Source organism: Tenacibaculum sp. MAR_2009_124, from assembly GCF_900105455.1.
Classification (GTDB): Bacteria; Bacteroidota; Bacteroidia; order Flavobacteriales; family Flavobacteriaceae; genus Polaribacter.
Genome location: NZ_FNSF01000001.1, coordinates 185,746 through 209,733, shown reverse-complemented (window position 1 = coordinate 209,733; position 23,988 = coordinate 185,746). Strand labels below are relative to the sequence as shown.

Here is a 23,988-nt window from a genome sequence, read left to right as displayed (position 1 = left end):
TCGAATTTGAGCAAGAGTTTTTTTTTCAAACGCAATTATTTGACGTATTTCATTAATCAACACTTCAAGAAGGATACTACATTTGTTACAACAAACAAACCATTTTAGATTAACAATCTTAATTGATCCCCCTAAGTCAATTGGCCCCATACCAGTAACCTAAACTAGGCGAAATTGGGGCTTTCTTTATATTTTATAATTTGAGCTATTAAATTATATTCACATACTTAATTAGACCGCCTTTACTACATCTATTTCTCTAGAAAAACTAAAATTATAAGTTGTTCTTATTCTATTATAAGTATAAACATAAGATTTCCATAGTATTACTAGCCATCTTTTAGCAGTTCACTTGGACTTATTCCAAAACGCTCTTTAAATTTCACAGAAAAATAAGAGGCGCTTTTCATACCGATGGAGTAACGTACATTGTTAATATCTGCCTCTTCTTTATTTTTGATTTTTTTGTACGCTTCTTGGAGCCTTATCTCTAGTACGAATTTCACTGGTGTTAACCCCGTTAACTTCTTCGTTATTCTTTCCAATTGCCTTTGACTAAAATTTATCTTTTCGGCTAATTCTGCAACGGAAAAATCTTCACGATGAATATTTTCCTGAATTAATTGTTGCAGTTCTCTTAAGTTTCTTTCTTCAAAAGTTTCAATTTCTTTTTCCTCTTCATCTGAACTCTGCACCCATTCTTCTCTTTTTTGCTTGTTTTCAATTAAACAATTAACTCTAGCTATCAACTCTTTCTTACTAAACGGTTTTACTATATAATCGTCTATTCCAATATTAAATGCTTCTATTTTATTATCTTCATATCCCAAGGCAGTTACCATGATAAAAGGAGTCTTTTCGTTTATTGACAATCCTTTCATACTCTTCCTCAACTCAATACCATTCATTTGAGGCATCATAACATCAGATATAATAAGGTCGTATTCTTTATGGGTCATTTTCTCAAGACCTTTTTCCCCATTAAAAGCAAAATCACATCTAAAAAATTTAGATAATATTTTATCGTAATAATCAACCATATAAGGATTATCTTCTACAATCAACAATTTACTTCCTTTATTAAATACATTATCAAGACTTATAACTCCGTCTTTCTCATTCTTGATTTTCTTTGTAACAATTTCCTTCTCCTGGTTCTCTTCTTCGTGAAGAACAGGGAATTTAACCATGAAAACAGCTCCTCGTCCTTCATCGCTCTTAACCGTAATACTACCTTGTAATTTATCTACAATATCTTTTACAATTGCCAAACCAATACCAAACCCTTCGGATTTACCTAATTTTTCTTCTTGATAAAATTTACTAAAAATATACTTTTGATTTTTTTTACTGATACCACTTCCTTCATCTTTTACGTGAATATGAAAGATGTCATTTTTAAGAAATGCAGTAAACGTAACCACTGAATTTTTAGGCGAGAATTTAATGGCATTGCTTACTAAGTTTGAAATTAAACTTTCCAACTTATTAAGGTTTGTTCTTAATGAATAATTTGCTGGTAACTCTACATTGTAATTAAGCTCAGTTCTTTTTATTTTAGCGACACTTTCAAAAGAAAAAAATAATTGTTGTAAAAAGGGTTCGATAACTACTTTTTCGAGTACTACTTCTTCTTCTTTTTTATCTTCTTTTAATAAAGAAATGATATCAGAAATGTTATTGATAATTTTATTACTCTTTCTCTTAATTTCTTTGAGATATCTCTCTAACTCACTTTCACTAATACTTTGATCTTCAGACAAATCAATATACCCCAAAATTAAAGATAGTGGAGTTCGAATTTCATGTGCTATATTGATAAACAAGGATGCTCTGAATTTCTTAAATTCTTGCTCTTTTTCCAATGCTAAATGAATCCTCTCCTTTTCGTATTTAAGCCTTAAAAAATACCTTTGAAAAATAATTACCAGTAATAAAAATGTTCCTAAAGAACCTATAATCAACATTCTTCTTTTATTTTCCTCTTTCTCCACCAATCCTTCTCGTTCCTCTTTCATTAAATTGATATTGTCCTCAGCGATTCTCTTATTACTTGTAATAAGAAAATTGTTTAGTCTTGAATTATACTCCAAGTATTTCGTTTTTATATCTTTTACTTTGCCTAATTCTCCCTTTTTTAAATAGTATTCAATAAAATTGGCATATACTCTAATTATTTTTTTAACATCATCATCCTGTAGAAATTTCTGTTCTGCCGATTTAAGATGTTTATATGCATTCTCTAAATTATTTATATTAACGTACGACTTCCCTAATGTTAGGTTGAGTACATCCACAGTGTGAAGTTTTATTGAATCATATAGTTTTTTATTTTCTTCTGTGACGTTAAAATCTTTCAATTTCTCAAAAAACAGGCTTCCATACTTAATTCCTTCTCGATGTTTTCCAACATCATAACTATAGAATACAGACAATTCATGAATGGGTAATAAATCATAGGGCGCTACATTTTCCTTTTTTGAAATTTCAATAGCCTCTTTCAATATTGTTTCCATTTCCGCATACCTTTTTCGTCCCCTGAGAGATATACATCTTATTTTACTTAGAGCAACATAATCCTTCCATTTTTTATTTTCCCTATAATAGTTTTGTATTTCATCTAACAAAAGATCTGCCTTTTTGTAATCATTAACTTTCAGATAATAAAGGACTAATAAATTTTGACGTTTTGCTAATTCATTCAGGTTCGTCACTTCTTCCGATTCCTTAAGAAGTTTATTCACCAACTCAGAAATTTGATTCGACTTTAAATTAACATTCAACATGGATGTGCGGAGGGAATCATACTCCTTTTTCGTATAAGGAATAACTGCTCCTTGCTTTTTACTACTATTTCTGAATCCACAGCTAGAAGATGCAAAAATAATTAAGAGGACTATTACCTTTAAAAAATAATTGGTCATTTTTATTTGGTTATAAGCTTTACACTTTAAATATTTTGTTATACTAATCACCTTATTTGAATCGATAAATAAACAAACAAGTACTTTACCAATGTTTAGTCAAATTATGTATCGAATCATAGTTCTTCAAAAAACAAAAAATAGTTTATACTTTCCTATTTTTTTCTTTTAGCAGTTCACTAGGACTCACTCCAAATCGTTCTTTAAATTTCACTGAAAAATATGAAGCGCTTTTAAAACCTACAGAATAACGAACATTATTAACATCAACTTCTTCCTTATTTTTTATTTTTTTATAAGCTTCTTGTAACCTTACTTCCAGAATAAACTTCACTGGTGTTAACCCTGTAAGATTTTTAATTATTCTTTCTAATTGTCTTTGACTAAAATTTACTAGCTCCGCTAACCTAGATACTGTAAAATTATCCTTATCAATATTCTCAACAATAACTTGCTGAATACTTCTTAAATTCTTTTCATCGTATGTTTCAATTTTCCCATCGGTATCATCTAGATCTTTTGTCCATGCTTCTCTTTGATTTTTATTTTCAATAAGACGATTTATTCTTGCTATCAACTCATTTTTACTAAAAGGTTTTGCAATATAATCGTCGATACCTAGGTTATAAGCTTCTAATTTATTTTCTTCATAATCCATTGCTGTTACCATTATAAATGGTAAATATCTGTCTTTAAAAAGCTTTTTCATTTCTTTCCTCAACTCAATTCCATTCATTTCAGGCATCATCACGTCAGAAATAACGAGATCATATTTTACATTCTTAAGCTTCTCCAAAGCTTCTATTCCATTAAAAACATAATCACATTGATATAATTTCGACAATAATCTATCGTAATAATCGACCATATAAGCGTTATCTTCCACTATTAGAAGTTTGTTCTTCTTATTAAATAAATTATCTACCAATCTTTTTTTAGTATCGCTTTTCCTCTCAACTTGTGATTCTCTCGACACCGTGGTTAGCTCATTCATTTCAGCAGTATCAAAAGGAAGCATTACGCTAAATGTCGCTCCTTTGTTTAACGTACTTTCTACAGTAATCTTCCCTTTTAGAACATCTACAATATCCTTAACTATCGCCAGCCCAATTCCAAAACCCTCTGAACTCCCTTTATTTTCTTCTTGATAGAATTTATCAAAAATGTGTTTGAGATTTACTTCACTTATTCCGCTACTTTGATCGACCACTTTTATGTATATATGATTATCCGCAATAAACGTTAGTAAACTTACCTTCGAACCTTTACGTGAAAATTTTATGGCATTGCCCACTAAATTATTTATTAGGCTTTCCAGCTTCTTTAAGTTTGTTAGCATTGAAAAGTTTTCAGGAAGCTCTGCTTTATAGCTTAGTGTTATTTCTTTAATATTGGCCATTGCTTCAAAAGAAAAAAATAACTGTTGTAAATGAGGCTCTATAATTATATTTTCTAATTTCAGTTCTTCCTTAGGTTTCCCCTCTTTTAATAAGGAAATAATATCGGAAACATTCCTAATAACCTTATTGCTTTTTCTTCTAATTTCCTTCAAATATTTTCTTAACTCAGCCTTCGAAATAGTTTTATCTGTTGACAAATCTATATAACCCAATATAAGAGACAAAGGAGTTCGGATTTCGTGCGCGATATTGATAAATAAAGACGCTCTAAATTTTTTAAACTCTTGCTCTTTTTCTAATGCTAAATGAATACTTTCTTTTTCATATTTTAGTTTTAAAAAAAACCTTTGGAAAATCACAGTAAGAAATAGCAAAACTCCCAGCACGGCGATTACCAAAATTTTTATTTTATTCTCTTCTTCTTCTAGAAATACCTTTTTTTCATTAGAAATCAACTTCAAATTTGTTTCAGATATTTTTTGTCGAGTCGACAACAAAGAATCATTATTACTTTGACTAAAAGTTAAATACTTTTTTTTGTAATAGTTAAGTTTTTCAACATCCTTTTTTTTCAAATAATAATCAATAAAATTACTATACACCCTTGTTAAAACTCCGACATTATGAAGTTCTTCAAAACTTTTTTCCGCATATTCTAAATAAGGATAGGCTTTATCTAATTCGCCTAACTCTGTGTAAGATCTACCTAAGGTTAAACTTAAAATATGTACATTTTCACCTTTAATAGAATCAAAAACTTTTTTTCTACTTTTAATAGTATCGTATATTCTTACCTTATCAAAAAACAACTCTCCATACTTTACAGCTTCCTTATGTTTCCCTATATCATAAGTATAAAAGACAGATAATTCATGAATAGGTAACAAATCGTATGGGTAAACCTCTTTATGTTTTTGAGCCATGGTAATGGCCTCTTTTAAAACGGCTTCCATTTCTCCATTCCTCCCTCTTCCTCGATAGTAAATGCAGATCATTTTACTCAACATCATATAATCTGACCATTTGTTATGATCTTTATAATACGTTTTAAGTTTCTCTATAATTGCATCTCCGTCTCTATAGTCTGATGAAATAATATAATACCAAAGCATTAATTTATAACGCTTCAATAATTCGTCAAAGTCTTCAAGATGTTGAGTTTCTTTTTCAAGTTTATAGAAAACTTCAAAACCTTTATGAGGTTCTAGTCTATGAAAAATTATATTTCGCAACGAATCATACCTCTTTTTCGTCAATGGTTGTATTTCTATTTTTTTTGAGTCACTTTTATCAAGTTCACATCCAAAAACAGATAATATCCACATTAACAAAACCACAATCTTAAAAAGTGCTTGTATCGTTATTTGGTTAAAGCTAAACAATCACTACTAGTTTATATTCATATATTTATAATGAACACAGGTATCTCTATCTCCGTATTCCCATTTATTAATTTTCTGCTCTTAATCTTCTTTTTCTTTTAACTTCTATTTCAATTCTTCTCTTAGTAATTCACTTGGATTAACCCCAAAACGTTCTTTAAACTTTACTGAAAAATAAGACGCGCTTTTAAAACCAGTTGAGTATCGTATGTTATTGACATCTTCCTCTTCTTTGTTTTTTATCTTTTTATAAGCTTCTATTAATTTAACCTCAAGAATGAATTTAACAGGAGTGAGTCCAGTAAGGCTTTTAATGGTTCTTTCTAATTGCCGTTGACTTAAGTTAACATATTCCGCTAAAGCAGTTACAGTAAAATCATCTTTATGAATACTTTCTAAAATAATTCCCTTTATATGTTTCAGTTTTTTTTCATTATAAGTTTCAACTACACTCTCTTCCTCATTCTCTAATTTATTCCACTCCTCTCTTCTTTGTTTATTTTCAATCAAGCAATTTATTCTTGCCAATAACTCGCTTTTGCTAAAAGGTTTAACCACATAATCATCTACACCAATATTAAAGGCTTCTACCTTGTTTTCTTCATAATCTAAAGCCGTAACCATTATAAAAGGAGTATTATTGTCTTTTAAAACTCCTCTCATCTCTTGCCTAAATTCAATCCCATTCATCTTTGGCATCATTAAATCAGAAATTACGAGATGATACTTATTATTTTTCAACTTATCAATTCCCTCAACACCATTAAACACAAAATCGCATTGATACTCTTTTGAAAGTACTTTTTCATAATAATCAACCATATAAGGGTTATCTTCAACTATTAACAATCTGTTTTTTTGTTTAAAACCATTTGACCTTTGTTCTTCTTTTGGTTTTTCTTCTATTTTCGATTGTCTAGTAATGGTATTAATTTGTGAAAGTTCAGTATTTCCCGAAATAGGGAATTCTAGTATAAAAACAGCACCTTCAGAAGTTTCACTCTCAACGGATATCGTACCTTTTAGGGTATCAACAATATCTTTTACAATAGCCAAACCAATTCCAAATCCCTCAGATTTACCTGTCTTTTCTTCCTGATAAAACTTATTAAAAATATTTTTTTGATTATCCTTACTTATTCCACTTCCTTGATCCTTTACCTCAATATAAAATGTGTTGTTTTTAATTTGGGCATTAAAAAAAACTGTTGCATATTTTGGTGAAAACTTAATAGCATTCCCTACTAAATTATTTACGAGACTTTCTAGTTTATTAAGATTTGTCTCCAAAAAGTAATTCTCGGGTAATTTTACATTATACTCAAGCTTAACTTGTTTAATTTTTGCAATTCCTTCAAAAGAAAAGAATAACTGTTGCAAATGAGGTTCTATTATTACCTTTTCCAATTTCACCTCTTCTTTTGGTTTATCTTCTTTTATTAGAGATATAACCTCAGAAACATTATCAATTACTTTATTACTCTTTCTTCTAATTTCTTTAAGGTATTTTTTTAATTCTTCTCTATTAATAGTTTTATCTGTAGACAAGTCAATATACCCAAGAATTAAAGACAATGGTGTTCGTATTTCGTGAGCGATATTAATAAATAAAGAAGCTCTAAACTTCTTAAAATCTTGCTCATTTTCTAAAGCAAGCTCAACCCCTTCCTTTTCATATTTAAGTTTTAAAAAATATCTCTCAAACAGAAAAATTAACAACAATAGAGTTCCCAGGAACGCTATTACTAAAACTTTTCTATTGCTCTCTCCATCCTCCATTAAATTACTTTTTTCTTTCTTCATTAACTGAAGATTTGCTTCGGAAATTCTTCTATTGATTGTTATAAGTGAATCATTGAATTTATGACTATACTTAAAATACTTTTCTTTATATTCTTGTATTTTATTCGTATCCGACTTTTTAACGTAATAATCTATATAATTGCTATAAACCCTCATTATTTTCTCTACATCTCCAACTTTTGTGAATTCGTTTTCTAAAAACTTCAAATTCTCATCAGCTTTATCCAGTTGTCTTGTTTCTATATAAGACCTTGTTAAGTTTAAAAGAAGAATATTTAAATTATGCCCCTTAATAGAATCATAAGCACGTCTTTCTTCTTTAATTGTGTCGTATTTTTTGAGTTTATCTATAAAAATTTTACCATACTCAATTCCTTTCATAGGATTTCCGATATCGTAACTATAATAAACGGAAAGCTCGTGAATAGGCAGCAAATCATATGGAATCACGTCCTGCTCTTTTGATATTTCAATGGCTTCCTTCAAAACTTCTTCCATTTTTGAATACCTACCTTGACCTCTATAGGATATTGCCCTTAACTTACTAATGCAAACATATTGCTTCCATTTAGCGTGTTTTTTATAATATTTACCTACCGTATCGAAACGCTCGTTTGCTTTTTGATAATCTGCAAAAATTAAATAATAAATAGCTAATAAACGATTGCGTTTAGCCGTTTCGTTAGAGTTTTTGGAAAATTGTACTTCTTTTGTTAACCTTCGTATTGTTTCTGAAATTTGATCTGGATCTAATTTAGCATATGATAAATTATCTCTAATAGAATCAAATTCTTTAAGGGTCATTATAGTTATTTCATATTCACTTGTCTTTTTTTTCTCAAAAGTACAAGCACCTAACAATAACACTATTTGTGCCGCTAAAATCATTCTGAAATCCCCTTTTATAATCACCCTTTTAAGTTCTGCATTCGTTTACTTAAACCACCATTAAAAAGTCTATGAAGGAAAGCTTATAACTTTCTATTTATTAGCGAGTAAAGAAACAAAAAACCATTTCAAAAGGTGTTTGTAAAACCAGATTTTATATAATTAGTTTTTGCAAAAAAAACAATCAATAAAATTCTCAATTGTATTTTATAAGCTTATCTCTAATGCTACTCCTTAAAAAATAAAGGAGATCCTCCGATTTTTATATTAAAAATAGCCCCGCATCATCAACTTAAACTTGACTCGATGGGGGCTTTAGCCGATATCATTTTTAATGATAATTATAATAAATATAGTAATTTTTATTGACAACTACAAAACGGCCGCCAACCTACTTCCTTGATTTATAGCTTCTTTAGCATCTAACTCCGCCGCAATGTGAGCTCCTCCTATAACATGAACGGTTACTCCTTTTGACTTTAAAGGTTCATACAATTCTTTGAAAGGTACCTGGCCTGCACATATGATAATATTATCAACCTCTAATAATTTTGCCTCATCATTTTGCAAATAATGCAATCCTTGATCATCTATTTTAGTATACTGAACTTCTTTGATAAACTGAACTTTCTTCTTCTTCAAATTTGTTCTGTGAATCCAGCCTGTTGTTTTTCCTAAATTCCCTCCAAACTTACCTGCGCTTCTTTTAAACATAAAAACTTCTCTTGAAGATGGATGAATTTTCGGACTCATATTTTCGATACCACTTCTTGACTCAAGAGTTTTGTCAATACCCCATTCCTGCAACCAAGCATCAATATTAACACTTGTACTTTCTCCTTCATGAGTTAAATATTCAGACACATCAAAACCTATTCCACCAGCTCCAATAACAGCTACCCTTTCTCCAACCTTCTTCTTGTGCTTTAAAACATCTATATAACTAAGAACTTTTTCGTGATCTATCCCTTCAATTCGAGGCATTCTTGGAGATATTCCTGTTGCCAAAACAACCTCGTCAAAATCACCATTAGCCAAATCATCTACCCCTACTTTTGTGTTTAATTTTAACTTTACACCATGTAATTCTATCTGCTTATTGAAATAGCGAATGGTTTCATAAAACTCTTCTTTCCCTGGTATTTGCTTTGCTATATTAAATTGCCCACCTATTTCTGTATCTGCATCAAATAAGGTAACATCATGACCTCTTTGGGCTGCAACAGTAGCCGCAGCGAGACCTGCTGGTCCAGCTCCTACAACCGCTATTTTCTTTACACTGTCCGTTTTAATATAATTCAATTCAGTTTCATGGCAAGCACGCGGATTAACCAAACAACTTGCTATTTTATTCTCGAAAACATGATCAAGACATGCTTGGTTACAAGCAATACATGTATTTATTTCATCTTCTCGTTCCTCTTTTGCTTTATTCACCCATTCTGAATCTGCTAAAAATGGACGCGCCATTGAAATCATATCGGCATGACCTTCCGATAAAACTTTTTCTGCTACATTAGGCATATTAATTCTGTTAGAAGTAATTAAAGGAATTGACAACTCTTTTTTCATCCTCTCTGTAACCCAAGTAAATGCGGCTCTAGGAACCGATGTCGCAATTGTAGGAATTCTTGATTCATGCCATCCAATCCCTGTATTTATAATGGTCGCTCCAGCTTTTTCAATTTCTTTACCTAAGTGTACTACTTCTTCCCATGAACTTCCGTTATTCACTAAATCAAGCATTGAAAGTCTATAAATAATTATAAAGTTTTCTCCTACCGCTTCTCTCGTTTCTTTCACCAATGCTATTGGAAGCTTTATCCTATTTTTGTATTCTCCTCCCCAATCATCTATTCTTTGATTCGTTCTTTTTACAATAAACTGATTGATTAAATACCCTTCAGACCCCATTATCTCAACACCATCGTAACCAGCCTCTTTGGCTAATTTTGCCGAGTTTACGAAATCATTAATTGTTCTTTTGATTCCTGATTTCTGTAATTTAAATGGTTTAAATGGATTTATGGGCGCTTTTACAGCTGAAGGAGCAACACTTAAAGGATGATAAGCATAACGACCAGCATGAAGTATTTGCATACAAATTTTACCTCCTTCATCATGAACGGCTTTTGTTATTGCCTTATGTTCTCTAGCATGCTTTTTAGTACTCATTCTCGCCGAAAAAGGTGCTGTCCAACCCTGTATATTAGGAGCAATCCCACCTGTAACAATAAGTCCTACTCCTCCTCTCGCTCTTTCTGCATAATAGGTCGCAATTTTCTCAATGCCATTTTTCTCCTCTTCTAATCCTGTGTGCATTGACCCCATTAAAATTCTGTTTTTAAGAGTGGTAAAGCCTAAATCTAATGGTTCGAAAATATGTTTGTATTTGGTCATAATCAGCTAAATTTAAAATTTACTATGCATGCATAGTAAATGCAAGATACTAATATTTTAACTATTAAAACAAAAAAAGGAGCATTTCGTTTTGAAATGCTCCTTTTTTTATTGCTATGATATATTCAGCTGCCTACTTAAAAACAGCTTCAAATAGTTTTCTATAAAGTATGTAAAAGGTATATCCTACTATCCCTCCTGCTATATAACCACAAGTTATATCTATCGGGTAATGTACTCCTAAATAAACTCTGCTTAATCCAAAAACAATAGGAAAAATAAATATCCATTTTATGTATTTTATTCTACCTTTAAAAATAAGGTAAACAAACACACTAAAAGCCGTCGACAATGAGGCATGACCCGACCAAAAACTAAAACCTCCTGGCTTGTATGTAAATTGCCTTAGGTACCCGCGTAAATTTTCAGTATTACAAGGCCTTAATCTTTCGGTTGTGTTTTTAATCAAGTTTGTAAATTGGTCTGAAAAAGCTACTAGAACGATAATGAACAAAAAAGTGAATATCCCTTTTTTTACACCAAACTCTTTGAATACAAAATAGAGTATTAAAAGAAATAATGGAGTCCATGTAAACTGATTTGTTATGGTTAGCCAAAAACTATCAAATGTTTCAGTTCCTAAGCTATTTAAAAAAATCAGGAGCTCTCTATCTAACTGTAAAATTTCATCAATCAAACTACTTCCCTACTTTTAAAACTTCTACTTCAAATACTAAATCAGATTTCGATGGTATTGGTCCAACACCTTTATCTCCATACCCTAAATAATAAGGAATGAAAAATCTCGATTTATCTCCTTCTCTCATTGTTTTTACTCCTTCTTTCCAACCAGCTATTAAACTTTGTTTGTCAATTGTAAATACAAATGGCTTATTCTCATCAATGCTCGATGCTATTTTTTTACCATCTGTTAAGTACAACGTGTAATGCACTGTTGTAGGAATTGCCGGATTTACTTTTTTTCCTTTTCCTTTTTGAATTGATAATATTTTTAATCCAGAATCAGTAGAAACGGCATTCTCGATTCCTTTTTCTTTTTGGAATCTCGCTTTAGCCTCTTCAAGTTTTTTCTTTCTTTCCTCTTCTCTTTGCTCTACATTTGTTAATTCAAACTGAAAGATTTCTTCCGCTTTAAACTTTTTGGCTTCCTTACCTATTCGTATGATATCAACACGATTAATAAAATCATCTTTTTGTATAGTATCAACTATGTTTTGACCTACTTTAACTTGTCCAAAAATAGTATGCTTTCCATCCAACCAAGGTGTAGCTTTATGAGTAATAAAAAACTGACTCGAATTTGTACTTTTCCCAGAATTAGCCATTGATAGCACTCCTTTTTTATCATGTTTGTATATTAACTCTCCTTTTTCGTTCAACGGAAATTCATCAGCGAATCTATAACCTGCGTTCCCTCTTCCTGTACCCGTTATATCTCCTCCTTGAATCATAAAATCACTAATAACTCTGTGAAACTTGGTTCCATCAAAATAAGGCTTCCCTTTCAAAGAATCAGTCATTTTAGGATTACTACCTTCAGCTAACGACACAAAGTTTGCCACTGTCATAGGAACCTCTTTTTCGTGTAATTTTATTAAAATATCTCCACGATTGGTTTGAATATCTGCATATAACCCATTATCTAAATTCGGATACTTTGCCGTTTTACACGATGCAAAAACAATAGTTATAATGAATAATATTTTAAACAATTTCATTTTAATAGATTTTAAACAAATAAGGTTAGTAAATTTACTAACCTTATTCTATTCATTTTATTATTTAACCTCTTCTAGAAGCTCTACTTCGAAAATTAACGTTGCAAAAGGCTTTATTTTTCCTCCTGGTCTTGGAGTAGCACCATAAGCTAAGTCACTTGGCACAAAAAATCTATACTTTGCGCCAGGTTTCATTAACTGTAAACCTTCAGTCCAACCTTTAATTACTCTATTTACAAAAAACTCCGATGGTGTTTTTCTTTCTACAGAACTATCAAATACAGTTCCATCAATTAAAGTACCATGGTAATGAACTTTTACCTTAGAAGTTTCTTTTGGACTTTCTCCTTCTCCTTCATTTAAAACTAAATACTGTAATCCACTAGCCGTAGTTACAACTCCATCTTTAGTTTTATTTTCTTCTAAGAATTTTTCATTTTCCTTTTTGAATTCTCCAAATTCAGCTTCCGCTTTTTTAGCCTGCTCCTCTTGCATTTTCTTCATTCTTTCCTCATTCTTCTTTTGAAAATAATTACGAAGAATATTTGGAACTTCTTTTGCATCCAATAGCATATTGGTAGAATCTACTCCATTTTTAAATCCTTGAATAAATAAATCTTCATTTACCTCTTCAAAATTAGCTTTAATTTGATTTGCCATGTTTAATCCTACTGCATAGCTTATGGTATCTACTTGATTTTCTAAAGATTTTTTAGAATTATATTGACCATTACTACAAGAAACTACTGAAATCCCTACAAGAGTAGCGATTAAAAATTTAGTCATTTTCATTATTGTTGATTTGTTTTTATGTCTATTAACGTTACTGTACTTTTTATTGGTTGGTTGATTCCTATTTTGTTTCCATCACCTGAAACACCAAATGCTCTGTATGAAGGAATGACAAATGTAATAGTTTCTCCCTTTTTCATCAATTTTATTCCATCTTGAAGTGCCGGAATAAAATCTTCTTTATCTACTTTATAGGAACGTTTCATTTTCTCATACAATAAATTTCCTTTAATATTTTTAATATCAAACTCTATTTCAACTACATCTTCTAACTTCGGAGATATTGATTGTACGCTATCTTTTTTGTTATAATAATACCAGTACCCTTGAGTACTTTCCTCATATACATGAACGGTATCTTTACGTATCCAAGACTCTAATCTACTTTTTTCGAGTCCATTCAACTTTTTATTTTTTCTAATTACTTCTTTATAAAAATTAGTAGTTCCATGCTTCTTCGGTTTTCTTGCAACTGGTTCACCACAAGAAAACAAAAACATAAATGTTACTAAAAATAATATCCTAACTTTCATAAGAGGTTAATAATTCACTTTTATACTTTGGTAGCAATGATTTAAATTTTGCTAACGTATCATCCATATTTAATTCACTTCTACCACCTGAGGCATTGTCATGTCCTCCTCCATTGAAGTAGTTTCTGGCAAATTGATTTACTGAGAATTGCCCTTTAGATCTAAACGAAATCTTAATAATCCCTTGTTCTTCATCTTCAATAAAAATGATTCCAAACACTATTCCTTTTAATGACAAGGCATAATTAACAATTCCTTCTGTATCACCTTTTTCATAATTGTACTTATCCTTTTCTTCTTCAGACAAAGTAATAAATGCCGTTTTATATTCAGGTAAAATCTCTAAATTAGTCAATGCTTGACCAAGAAGTAACAATCTACTATAGGTATTAGAATCGTTTACATTACTATGAATTTTATCGTTCTCAGCGCCTTTATCAATTAAATCAGCAATTATTCTATGCGTCTTACTGGTTGTAGATCTGAATCGAAAAGATCCAGTATCAGTCATAATTCCAGTATATAAGGAAGTAGCAATATTTTTATCGATCATATCTACATCGCCCATCATTTCGATAAAATTATATACCATTTGACAAGTAGAAGACATTGCTGTATCTGAATACATATATTCAAAATCATCAGGTTGTTGGTGATGATCTATGAGAGCAAAATCATGTTCATATTTATTTAATGTATTTTGCATATCCTGTCCCACTCTATGCAATGCATTGAAATCCAACAAAAAAACAATGGTAGATTTTTTTAATGATTTGACGCACTGATTATTTTGACGATCAAAACGATATACCGTTTCTGACCCCGGTATCCAGTGCAAAAAATCTGGGTATTCATTAGGCATTAACACCTGAGCTTTATGTCCTTTTTTGTCTAAATAATGTTTCAATCCAAGAGTCGAACCCACAGCATCTCCATCAGGATTTTTATGCCCTATAATAACAACCTGTTGGGGCTTAGATAAAAACTCTTTTAATTCGTTAAACTGTTTCAAAATCATAAGTCGCGAAGATACAAATTAAACTTCTATTAAACTTTGTCTCATTTTGTTTTTGTTATTTAGCGACAAACGCATAATAATGAACAATAATAACTACTTTATTCTTTTAATATTTTGGTTACTTTTCAATCAATTTACATTTTCACAAACGTCAACATTTACCATTGCTTTCGGCTCTTGTAACGATCAAAACAAGACAAACCCTTTTTGGGAAAATATAATGGAGCAATCTCCTAATTTATGGATTTGGGGAGGCGATACTATTTATGCCGATACCGATAACATGGAAAAAATGCGCCTATTATACGAACAGCAAAAGAATAACATAGAATACTCAGCTTTTACCCAAAGTATTCCAATTTTAGGCACTTGGGATGATCATGACTACGGAGTTAATGATGGCGGCGAAGAATTTGAAAAAAAGCAAGAAAGTCAACAACTCTTTCTCGATTTTCTGAATGTACCTGCTAATTCTCCTCGACGCAAACGTGAAGGAATTTATCATTCGAAAATTTTTAAAACTCCAGATGGAACTATTAAAGTTATTCTTCTTGATACTCGTTATTTTAGATCACCCCTAACTAAGTCAAAAGAAAAAAACAAACGATATCAACCAAATAAAAATGGAGGAACTATTTTAGGCTTGCAACAATGGAAATGGTTAAATAACGAGCTTAACACTAATGTATCTGATTTTACGATACTAGTTAGTAGCATTCAAATTCTGTCCGCCGAACATGGTTTTGAAAAATGGGCTAACTTTCCAACAGAAACGGATAAACTTTTCTCATTAATTAAAAAGTCAAAAAGTAAAAACATTATTTTCTTGTCTGGAGATCGTCATATTTCTGAATTTTCTACGTTACAATTAAACTCATTAAAATACCCTTTAATAGACTTTACTTCCAGTGGACTAACACATTCTTATGAATCTTACACTTATGAACCGAATAAATTAAGGAAGGGCAATGTTGTTAATTCTAGGAGTTATGGGCTTATCAAATTTAACTTCAAGGAACGTAAAGTTATCTTTAAAATGATGGGAGAAGACAAGCATGTATTGCAAGAGTTTACACAATTTTATCCTTAACTTGTGAATAACATTAAAAAATGTATTTTTGCGGCGACTAAAAAATTTAGAAGATATTTTAAAGATGGCAACAAATAGAACATTTACAATGATTAAACCAGATGGCGTTGAAAACGGACATACTGGTGCTATTTTAGAAAAAATTAACGCTGCAGGTTTTAGAATTGTAGCAATGAAAAAAACTCAAATGACTAAGCGTGATGCCGAAACTTTCTACGCTATTCATAATGAGCGTCCATTTTTTGGTGAATTAGTTGAGTTCATGACTCGTGGACCAATTATCGCTGCGATTTTAGAAAAAGATAACGCTGTTGAGGATTTCAGAACTTTAATTGGAGCTACTAACCCAGCTGAAGCTGCTGAAGGAACTATCCGTAAACTGTATGCTACTTCAATAGGTGAAAACGCTGTTCATGGATCTGATTCTGATGAAAATGCTGCTATCGAAGGAGCTTTCCACTTTTCAGGAAGAGAAATGTTTTAATTAAAACATTATTTAATACATAAAAAAAACTCGTTATGAAAATAACGAGTTTTTTTTATGTATCTATTAAACTAGCATAATTCTTTTGACAATTTCTTCTCCCATTTCCTCATTGAGCATTCTTGCTATCTTTTCTTTTCCATAACTAAGTTCTTCTCGTAAAACTGAAGATCTTAACCGTACGAATAGGGTTCCATTTTGTAATTTTACCCCGTCGGTATAAGAAGCCACACCTGCTCCCATTAATTTACTCCAGGCCTCTTCTATATGGATTTTCTGAAATCCATTTTTCAGATTGCTCTTCTCTATAAACAAATTCATCAATTCCTTTATAGAAAAACTATCATTTTCTCTTTTCGTCATTCCGTCTTTTTTCACTTGAATAAGTTTATTTTAGTTATTTTCAACATGGTAATTCAAAATCTGTAAATTACCTTTAAAATAGTATTAATTATTGCCAATAAATTCTACCGGAAGAATTTTATAGCTTAAAAATCTGATACTCCTGATTACTCTTCTCAATAACCATTTTCGTCCTATCGGCGTGAGTATCGGTTATAAATATTTGTCCAAAATCTTTTTGATTTACCAACTCAAGGATTTGTGTAACTCTATTTTCGTCTAATTTATCAAAAATATCATCCAATAATAAAATCGGAGTAATATTTACTTGTTGTTTTATAAATTCAAATTGAGCCAGTTTTAAAGCTATTAAAAACGATTTTTGTTGTCCTTGAGAACCAAATTTCTTAATTGGATATTCTCCTATTTCAAAACTTAAATCATCCTTATGAATTCCTACAGAAGTATATTGCAACATTTTGTCCTTTTCGAGGCTTTTTGTTAATAAACTCTCAAAATCGTTTTCAAACAATTGACTTTTATACTTTAAATTCACTTTTTCTTCATTTCCCGAAATAACCCCATGCTTCTCAATAAAAATAGGAGCAAATTGTTCTAAAAACGTTTTCCTTTTCTCATGAATTACTGTACCATATTGAATTAATTGCTCATCATACACTTTTAAATTTAAAGCATCAAAAGTTCTATTTGCCGCAAAATATTTCAATAAAGCATTTCGCTGCTGAACAACCTTTCCATAGGCCAATAAACTTTGCAGATACTTTTTGTCTTGCTGAGAAATTACTCCATCGATAAATTTTCTTCTAGTATCACTTCCTTCAACAATTAAATCCCTATCCGCTGGAGATATAATTACCAATGGCAATTGCCCTATATGATCTGAGAACTTCTCATAGGCTTTATCATTTCTCTTTAATACTTTTTTTTGCCCCTTTTTTAAAGAACAAACAATCCTCTCATTTCTCTCATGTAACAGGTAATTTCCTTCAATCATAAAAAAATCTTCACCATGCTGAATATTCTGAACTGCTACTGAATTAAAATAACTCTTCGCAAATGATAAATAATAAATGGCATCGAGTACATTTGTTTTTCCCACTCCATTATTTCCCACAAAACAATTGATTTTCTTTTGAAAATCGAATGTTTTAGACGCTATATTCTTATAATTTACTAATGAAATCTTTTGCAAGTACATGTAAAAAATGAGTTTCTTTTAAGGTAGCGCAAAATATTGAAAATTTACGGAAAATCAGCTTTTAAAATCCAATTAAAAAAACTATTTTTGTCGGCACTAATTTGAAAGCAATATGGCCACATATAAGAAAAGAGGGTATAAACCGAAAAAAGAAAAGGTTGTTAAGGAAGTTGAAGAGACATTTGATGAAGGACAGAGTACAACAGCTGAAGTATTTAATAATTTAGACGAAGCAGTTAACAAATCTGAGGAATGGATTGAAAAAAACAACAAGCCTCTATTTTATGGTTTAGTTGCTATTGCCGTTATTATTCTTGGATACCTTGCTTATACTAAATATGTAGCAGAGCCAACTGAAAGACAAGCTTCAAATGAATTAGCTTATCCTAGAAACTTTTTTGATCAAGCTGGAACTTCTGCTGGTGTAGCGGCGGATTCACTTTACAATTTAGGACTAGAAGGAGGAGATGGAAAATATGGTTTTGTTGATATTGCAGAATCTTTTAGTGGTACCAAAGCAGGAAATTTAGCAAACTACTATGCTGGTATTTCTTATTTAAAAATGAAAAAATACTCTGAAGCTATCGAGTATTTAAGTAATTTTGAATCGGATGACGAAATCTTAGGCCCAACTGCACTAGGTGCTATTGGTGATGCTTTTGCTGACATCAATCAATCAAAAGAAGCTTTAGAGTTCTACGAAAAGGCAGCCAACAAAACAAACAATGAATTTACGACTCCTTTATTCTTATTTAAAGCTGGTCAAACAGCAATGGAATTAAAAGAATACAGTAAAGCCGAGAGTTTCTTTACGAAAATTAAAGATCAATACTCGAAGACTGATCAAGGAAGAGACATTGAAAAGTATATCAACAGTGCTAAATATGCACAATAAATGATGATTTGATTACAATATAAATATGGCAACAACAAATTTATCTTATTACGATAAAGCAACAATCCCAAATGCGAAACCTTTTCGATTTGGGATTGTTGTTTCAGAATGGAATCCTGAAATAACTAAAAATCTTCATCAAGGAGCTATTGACACTTTTATAGATTGTGGCGTTACAAATAACAACATAGTATCATGGGATGTTCCTGGTAGTTTTGAATTGGTATACGGATGTAAAAAAATGATTCAAACACAAAAAGTTGATGCAATTATTGCTATAGGAAACGTTATTCAAGGAGAAACTAAACATTTCGATTTTGTTTGTGATGGTGTTACCCAAGGAATTGTAGACTTGAATATAAAATATGATGTTCCTGTTATTTTTTGTGTATTAACCGACAATACAAAACAACAATCTATTGACAGATCTGGAGGGAAATTAGGAAACAAAGGTATTGAATGTGCCGTAGCTGCAATTAAAATGGCCGCTTTAAAAAACAAAGAGGTTAAATCAAACAGTTTAGGATTTTAAAACCTCTTATATAGAATATTAAAAGAGCCTATAGAAACTTCTGTAGGCTCTTTTTTGTAGGTCATTCATATACAACCAACTAATTTTTTAATAATGTTTGATGACCTATTTTTATTTCAGTAACTTTGATTTTTACTCATTATGGTGCAATTTTTGTTGTCATTGACCTTAAAAAAACAACAATTTTATGGGATTTATTAAAAGAGAAAATAAGAAGTTTGATTACCAACCTCGTTATTATAAAGGAGATAACAATCCTTATGAGTTTAGACATAAGTTTGATGAATTTAGAACTACCGTTGGAAAACGAAAAAGTTTAAAGGGAAAATTTAGCGCTGCTCTTGACGAATTTAAATCTTCAGAATTTGGAGGATTCAACAAAACGATTCTCATTACCATAGCCATCTTAGTATTTATTTTTCTATATATTATTGATTTTGATCTTTCTATTTTTATACCCAAGAATAATTAATTAATGTCTGATATAATACAATTATTACCCGATCATGTGGCCAACCAAATAGCTGCAGGAGAAGTTGTGCAGCGCCCTGCATCTGTGGTTAAAGAATTACTTGAAAATGCAATTGATGCTGGAGCTACCTCTATAAAATTACTTTTAAAAGGTGCTGGTAAAACATTAATACAAGTAATTGATGACGGCAAAGGAATGAGTACTACAGATGCTCGTCTTTCTTTTGAACGTCACGCAACATCTAAAATAAAAAAGGCTGAAGATTTATTTAATATTCATACCAAAGGGTTCCGTGGAGAAGCCTTGGCTTCCATTGCTGCCATTGCTCATATAGAGCTAAAAACGAAGCAGGAAAATGAAGAGCTGGGTACTCAAATTAAAATAGAAGGAAGTAAAATTTGTTCACAAGAAGTAGTATCCACCTCTAAAGGAACTAGTATTTCTGTAAAGAATTTGTTTTTTAACATTCCCGCAAGAAGAAACTTTCTTAAATCTGATTCAATAGAAACCAGGCATGTAATTGATGAATTTCAAAGGGTAGCACTTACCCATCCTGATATTTCCTTTTTATTACATCATAATAATAACGAAGTATACAACTTAAGAAAAAGTAATTTACGTCAACGTATTGTTGCTATTTTCGGAAATAAAATGAACGAACGATTGGTTCCTATAAATGAGCAAACGGATATTATAACCGTAGCTGGATTTGTTGTAAAACCAGAATTTGCCAAAAAGAAGCGTGGAGAACAATTCTTTTTTGTCAACAATCGTTTTATCAAAAGTTCTTACCTCAATCATGCCGTAGTTAATGCTTTTGAAGGCTTATTAGAACATTCGGCTCATCCTTCATACTTTTTATACTTAGACGTGCCTCCAAATACCATCGATATTAATATTCATCCTACGAAGACTGAAATTAAATTCGATAATGAAAAAGCACTTTATGCAATTCTAAGAGCCACTGTAAAACATAGTTTAGGACAATATAACGTGGCTCCCGTTTTAGATTTTGAACGAGATGCCAATTTAGACACTCCTTATAATTACAGTAAAAATGAAGTACCATCGGTTCCTCCAATTACTGTAGATCCAAATTTTAATCCATTTAAAACTGAGGGAAATTTTGAATCCACGCCAAAAAAAGATTCTAACTCATCTTCACATAGTTCAAATTCTTCAAATTATTCGCAAAACAACTATCAAGGGAATTATAAAAAAGATCCAGGTAGCTGGGAAGCTTTATATACAGAATCGAATTTTGAATCTGGTGTAAATTCAGAATCTAATTCTGGTTTCAATATTGATTCAGACATTTCTTCTGGTTCCAATTTCACTTCTTTTGAATCTACTCAACAAGAACAATTATTTGAATCTGCTCAAGAAACAGAAACGGGAAAAACATTTCAAATTCAAAAGAAATATTTATTAAGCTCTATTAAATCTGGTGTGGTACTTATACACCAATCTTTAGCTCACCAAAGAGTTTTATATGAAGAGTTTTTAGAAAACATAACCGTAAAAGAAGCAAGTAGTCAACAACTTTTGTTTCCTGTAACCATTTCTTTTTCATCGAGTGATATTGAGATGATTTACAGCATTAAATCAGACTTAGAAAGTGCCGGTTTTATGTTTGATGAATTCACCAAAGAAAGTGTTATTATTGGTGGTATTCCAACTTCTATTACCGAAAGTCAGATAACGTTAATTTTAGAACAGCTTTTAGATGATATTAAATTAGAAGTTCCTGACGCTAGTTTTAGTCATTTTGATGTTATGGCTAAATCTTTTGCCAAGTCATTAGCTATCAAAACAGGAACGGTTTTGTCGCTGAAAGAGCAAGAGAACTTGGTTAACAACCTTTTTTCTTGTAAAGAGCCTTCAATCTCTCCTTTCGGGAAACCTATTTTTAAAACGCTTTCATTACAAGAAATTGATAGTATTTTTAACAAATAAATAATTTTAATGATCAAAAAGATTAAGTAATTTTATTGATATACTTGATTTAATTTCCTAGATAATTAGAAAATGATACAGTTTCCAAAACTTACCGATACAATAAAACATTTAGTTATAATTAATTTGATAATGTTTATCGGTCCGAAAATTACAAATTTAGATTTATCGAATTTCTTTAACCTTCATTTTCCTAAAAATGAATTATTCCAATTTTGGCAGTATTTCACTAGTATATTTATGCATGGTAGTTTTGGACATTTATTTTTTAACATGATTGGCCTATGGATGTTTGGTAGTTCCGTTGAATATCTATTGGGTTCAAAACGATTTCTCTTTCTGTATTTTTCAGCAGGAATTGGTGCAGCTTTGATACATACGGCAGTACATTATTTTCAATTCAATCCCATATATGAGATATTCGTCAATGCTGGTTTAACCGATACCGAGATAATTGATATTTTAAATGCTCAACAAACTAGTGATCCCCGTCTAGCAGGTGCAATCACACAACTTCAATTCACCAAAATTGTAACCATATTTAATACTTCAGCACTTGGAGCCTCTGGAGCTATTTTTGGTATTTTCGCAGCTTCTGCTGTTTATTTCCCTAACCATAAAATACTAATTTTCCCTATACCATTCCCTCTTCCAAATAAATTGATAATGATTTCATTAATTATCTCTGATCTAGTATTGGGAATTTTTAGCCTGCCAGGAGATAATGTTGGTAGATTTGCCCACGTGGGTGGAGCCATTGTTGGTTTTATAATAACATTCTACTGGAAAAAAATAAAATAAGCATCTATGTACAAAGAATTAATAAATGATTTAACCGAAGCATTGAAACTATCTCCTAATAATATTCCCATTAGATTAAGACTAGGTAAATGTTATGACGCCATACTTGATTTTAAAAATGCCGAAGATCAATTTTTACATATTTTGAAAATTGATAATGATAATATTGAGGCCAAGTTTGCACTTGCTAAAGTTTACTTTTCTCAAAAAAAACACAATGCTTCTTTAATTATTTTGGAGGAAATCCTTCCATCTAATGCCAACAATATTTCTTTTTTAGAATTGTATACCAAAACATTTATTGAATTAAACGATTTACAAGAAGCTCAAGAAATATATAAATCAATTTTAGAAATTGACCCCAATTATACCAATTCTGATATTGATAATAAACTAAGACTAACACAAGTTGGTATTCAAGACGAAATCGATGAAGATGGAATAAATTCAATCGAAAAACCAAATATTAATTTTTCAAATATTGGGGGTCTGTTGGAAATCAAAAAGGAAATTTCGCTGAAGATTATCCATCCACTTAAACATCCAGAAATATATAAAGCCTATGGAAAAAAAACTGGCGGAGGAATTCTTTTATATGGCCCTCCTGGATGTGGAAAGACACATATAGCTAGGGCTACTGCTGGAGAAATTGACGCTAACTTTATAAGCATAGGTATCAATGATATTTTAGATATGTGGATTGGTAGTAGTGAAAAAAATCTTCACGAAATATTTGAAGTAGCTAGAAAAAATAAGCCGTGTGTTATTTTTATTGATGAAATTGATGCCCTAGGAGCCAATCGAAGTGATTTAAATCGGAGTGGAAGTCGCACAATAATAAATCAATTTCTTTCAGAACTTGACGGTATAGAATCAAAAAATGATGGTATCTTAATATTAGGAGCAACTAATACTCCTTGGTATCTGGACCCCGCATTTAGACGTCCAGGTCGATTTGATAGAATCATTTTCGTTTCTCCTCCAGATGAACAAGCCAGAAAAGAAATTTTTAACATTTATTTAGAAGAAAAACCAACAGAAGGTGTTCAACTGGATAAGCTATCTAGGTTAACAAAAGGTTTTTCAGGGGCTGATATTCAAGCAGTAATTGATATTGCTGTAGAAGAAAAAATTCAGCAATCATTTGATACTGGAATCTTGGAGCCTCTAACGATGAATACTTTAAATAAAGCCATAAAAAAACATAAACCTAGCACAACAGAATGGTTTAATTCAGCTAAAAATTATGCTCTTTATTCTAATGAATCTGGTTTATATGATGAAGTCCTCTCTTATTTAAAAATTAAGAAATAATTGA

At 31.0% G+C, this 23,988-nt stretch carries 19 protein-coding genes; 8 read left to right on the top strand and 11 right to left on the bottom strand.

Annotation, left to right across the window (positions count from 1 at the left end):
• Positions 1 to 329: 329 nt before the first annotated feature.
• The 9 genes from BLW23_RS00300 to BLW23_RS00260 form a co-directional block, all read right to left on the bottom strand.
• Complete coding sequence (locus BLW23_RS00300; protein ID WP_093667262.1) at positions 330 to 2,924, bottom strand: hybrid sensor histidine kinase/response regulator transcription factor; 2,595 nt, start codon at positions 2,922 to 2,924, stop codon at positions 330 to 332.
• 145 nt (positions 2,925 to 3,069) lie between these two features.
• Positions 3,070 to 5,706, bottom strand: coding sequence for a hybrid sensor histidine kinase/response regulator transcription factor (locus BLW23_RS00295; RefSeq protein ID WP_143032062.1), 2,637 nt, complete (start codon positions 5,704 to 5,706; stop codon positions 3,070 to 3,072).
• 105 nt (positions 5,707 to 5,811) lie between these two features.
• A complete protein-coding gene (locus BLW23_RS00290) occupies positions 5,812 to 8,397 on the bottom strand; it encodes a hybrid sensor histidine kinase/response regulator transcription factor (RefSeq protein WP_093667260.1) in 2,586 nt (861 codons plus the stop codon).
• A 372-nt stretch (positions 8,398 to 8,769) separates the two neighbouring features.
• Positions 8,770 to 10,797, bottom strand: a complete 2,028-nt coding sequence (locus tag BLW23_RS00285; protein ID WP_093667259.1) for an NADPH-dependent 2,4-dienoyl-CoA reductase — start codon at positions 10,795 to 10,797, stop codon at positions 8,770 to 8,772.
• Positions 10,798 to 10,930: 133 nt separating this feature from the next.
• Positions 10,931 to 11,494 (bottom strand): phosphatase PAP2 family protein, encoded by a 564-nt coding sequence (locus BLW23_RS00280; protein ID WP_255362690.1) that lies wholly within the window; start codon positions 11,492 to 11,494, stop codon positions 10,931 to 10,933.
• 1 nt (position 11,495) lies between these two features.
• A complete protein-coding gene (locus BLW23_RS00275; RefSeq protein WP_093667258.1) occupies positions 11,496 to 12,536 on the bottom strand; it encodes a peptidylprolyl isomerase in 1,041 nt (346 codons plus the stop codon).
• Between the two features lie 60 nt (positions 12,537 to 12,596).
• A complete protein-coding gene (locus BLW23_RS00270; RefSeq protein ID WP_255362689.1) occupies positions 12,597 to 13,322 on the bottom strand; it encodes an FKBP-type peptidyl-prolyl cis-trans isomerase in 726 nt (241 codons plus the stop codon).
• Positions 13,323 to 13,327: 5 nt separating this feature from the next.
• On the bottom strand, positions 13,328 to 13,861 hold the full coding sequence (gldI, locus tag BLW23_RS00265; RefSeq protein ID WP_093667256.1) for a gliding motility-associated peptidyl-prolyl isomerase GldI: 534 nt from the start codon (positions 13,859 to 13,861) through the stop codon (positions 13,328 to 13,330).
• Positions 13,851 to 14,879, bottom strand: coding sequence for a DHH family phosphoesterase (locus tag BLW23_RS00260; protein WP_093667255.1), 1,029 nt, complete (start codon positions 14,877 to 14,879; stop codon positions 13,851 to 13,853). The genes gldI and BLW23_RS00260 overlap by 11 nt, the downstream gene beginning before the upstream one ends.
• 79 nt (positions 14,880 to 14,958) lie before the next feature.
• On the opposite strand from BLW23_RS00260, the gene BLW23_RS00255 reads away from it, so the two are divergent.
• Complete coding sequence (locus BLW23_RS00255) at positions 14,959 to 15,969, top strand: alkaline phosphatase D family protein (RefSeq protein ID WP_093667254.1); 1,011 nt, start codon at positions 14,959 to 14,961, stop codon at positions 15,967 to 15,969.
• 64 nt (positions 15,970 to 16,033) lie between these two features.
• Positions 16,034 to 16,453, top strand: coding sequence for a nucleoside-diphosphate kinase (locus tag BLW23_RS00250; RefSeq protein ID WP_093667253.1), 420 nt, complete (start codon positions 16,034 to 16,036; stop codon positions 16,451 to 16,453).
• Positions 16,454 to 16,519: 66 nt separating this feature from the next.
• Here the strand turns inward: BLW23_RS00250 and BLW23_RS00245 are convergent, their stop codons facing one another.
• Positions 16,520 to 16,831, bottom strand: a complete 312-nt coding sequence (locus BLW23_RS00245; protein ID WP_317039297.1) for a DciA family protein — start codon at positions 16,829 to 16,831, stop codon at positions 16,520 to 16,522.
• Between the two features lie 103 nt (positions 16,832 to 16,934).
• Entirely contained in the window at positions 16,935 to 18,014 is a 1,080-nt protein-coding gene (gene recF, locus BLW23_RS00240; RefSeq protein WP_093667252.1) for a DNA replication/repair protein RecF, read from the bottom strand.
• Between the two features lie 112 nt (positions 18,015 to 18,126).
• On the opposite strand from recF, the gene BLW23_RS00235 reads away from it, so the two are divergent.
• From BLW23_RS00235 to BLW23_RS00210, 6 genes are all read left to right on the top strand, one after another.
• Positions 18,127 to 18,909, top strand: a complete 783-nt coding sequence (locus BLW23_RS00235; protein WP_093667251.1) for a tetratricopeptide repeat protein — start codon at positions 18,127 to 18,129, stop codon at positions 18,907 to 18,909.
• A gap of 25 nt (positions 18,910 to 18,934) precedes the next feature.
• Complete coding sequence (gene ribH, locus BLW23_RS00230; protein ID WP_093667250.1) at positions 18,935 to 19,441, top strand: 6,7-dimethyl-8-ribityllumazine synthase; 507 nt, start codon at positions 18,935 to 18,937, stop codon at positions 19,439 to 19,441.
• Between the two features lie 187 nt (positions 19,442 to 19,628).
• Positions 19,629 to 19,913, top strand: coding sequence for a riboflavin synthase subunit beta (locus BLW23_RS00225; RefSeq protein WP_093667249.1), 285 nt, complete (start codon positions 19,629 to 19,631; stop codon positions 19,911 to 19,913).
• A gap of 3 nt (positions 19,914 to 19,916) precedes the next feature.
• A complete protein-coding gene (gene mutL, locus BLW23_RS00220) occupies positions 19,917 to 21,869 on the top strand; it encodes a DNA mismatch repair endonuclease MutL (RefSeq protein WP_093667248.1) in 1,953 nt (650 codons plus the stop codon).
• Between the two features lie 72 nt (positions 21,870 to 21,941).
• Positions 21,942 to 22,670 carry a rhomboid family intramembrane serine protease gene (locus tag BLW23_RS00215; protein WP_093667247.1) on the top strand — a complete coding sequence of 243 codons (729 nt, stop codon included), beginning with the start codon at positions 21,942 to 21,944 and terminating at the stop codon, positions 22,668 to 22,670.
• 6 nt (positions 22,671 to 22,676) lie between these two features.
• Positions 22,677 to 23,984 carry an ATP-binding protein gene (locus tag BLW23_RS00210; RefSeq protein WP_093667246.1) on the top strand — a complete coding sequence of 436 codons (1,308 nt, stop codon included), beginning with the start codon at positions 22,677 to 22,679 and terminating at the stop codon, positions 23,982 to 23,984.
• Positions 23,985 to 23,988 lie beyond the last annotated feature (4 nt).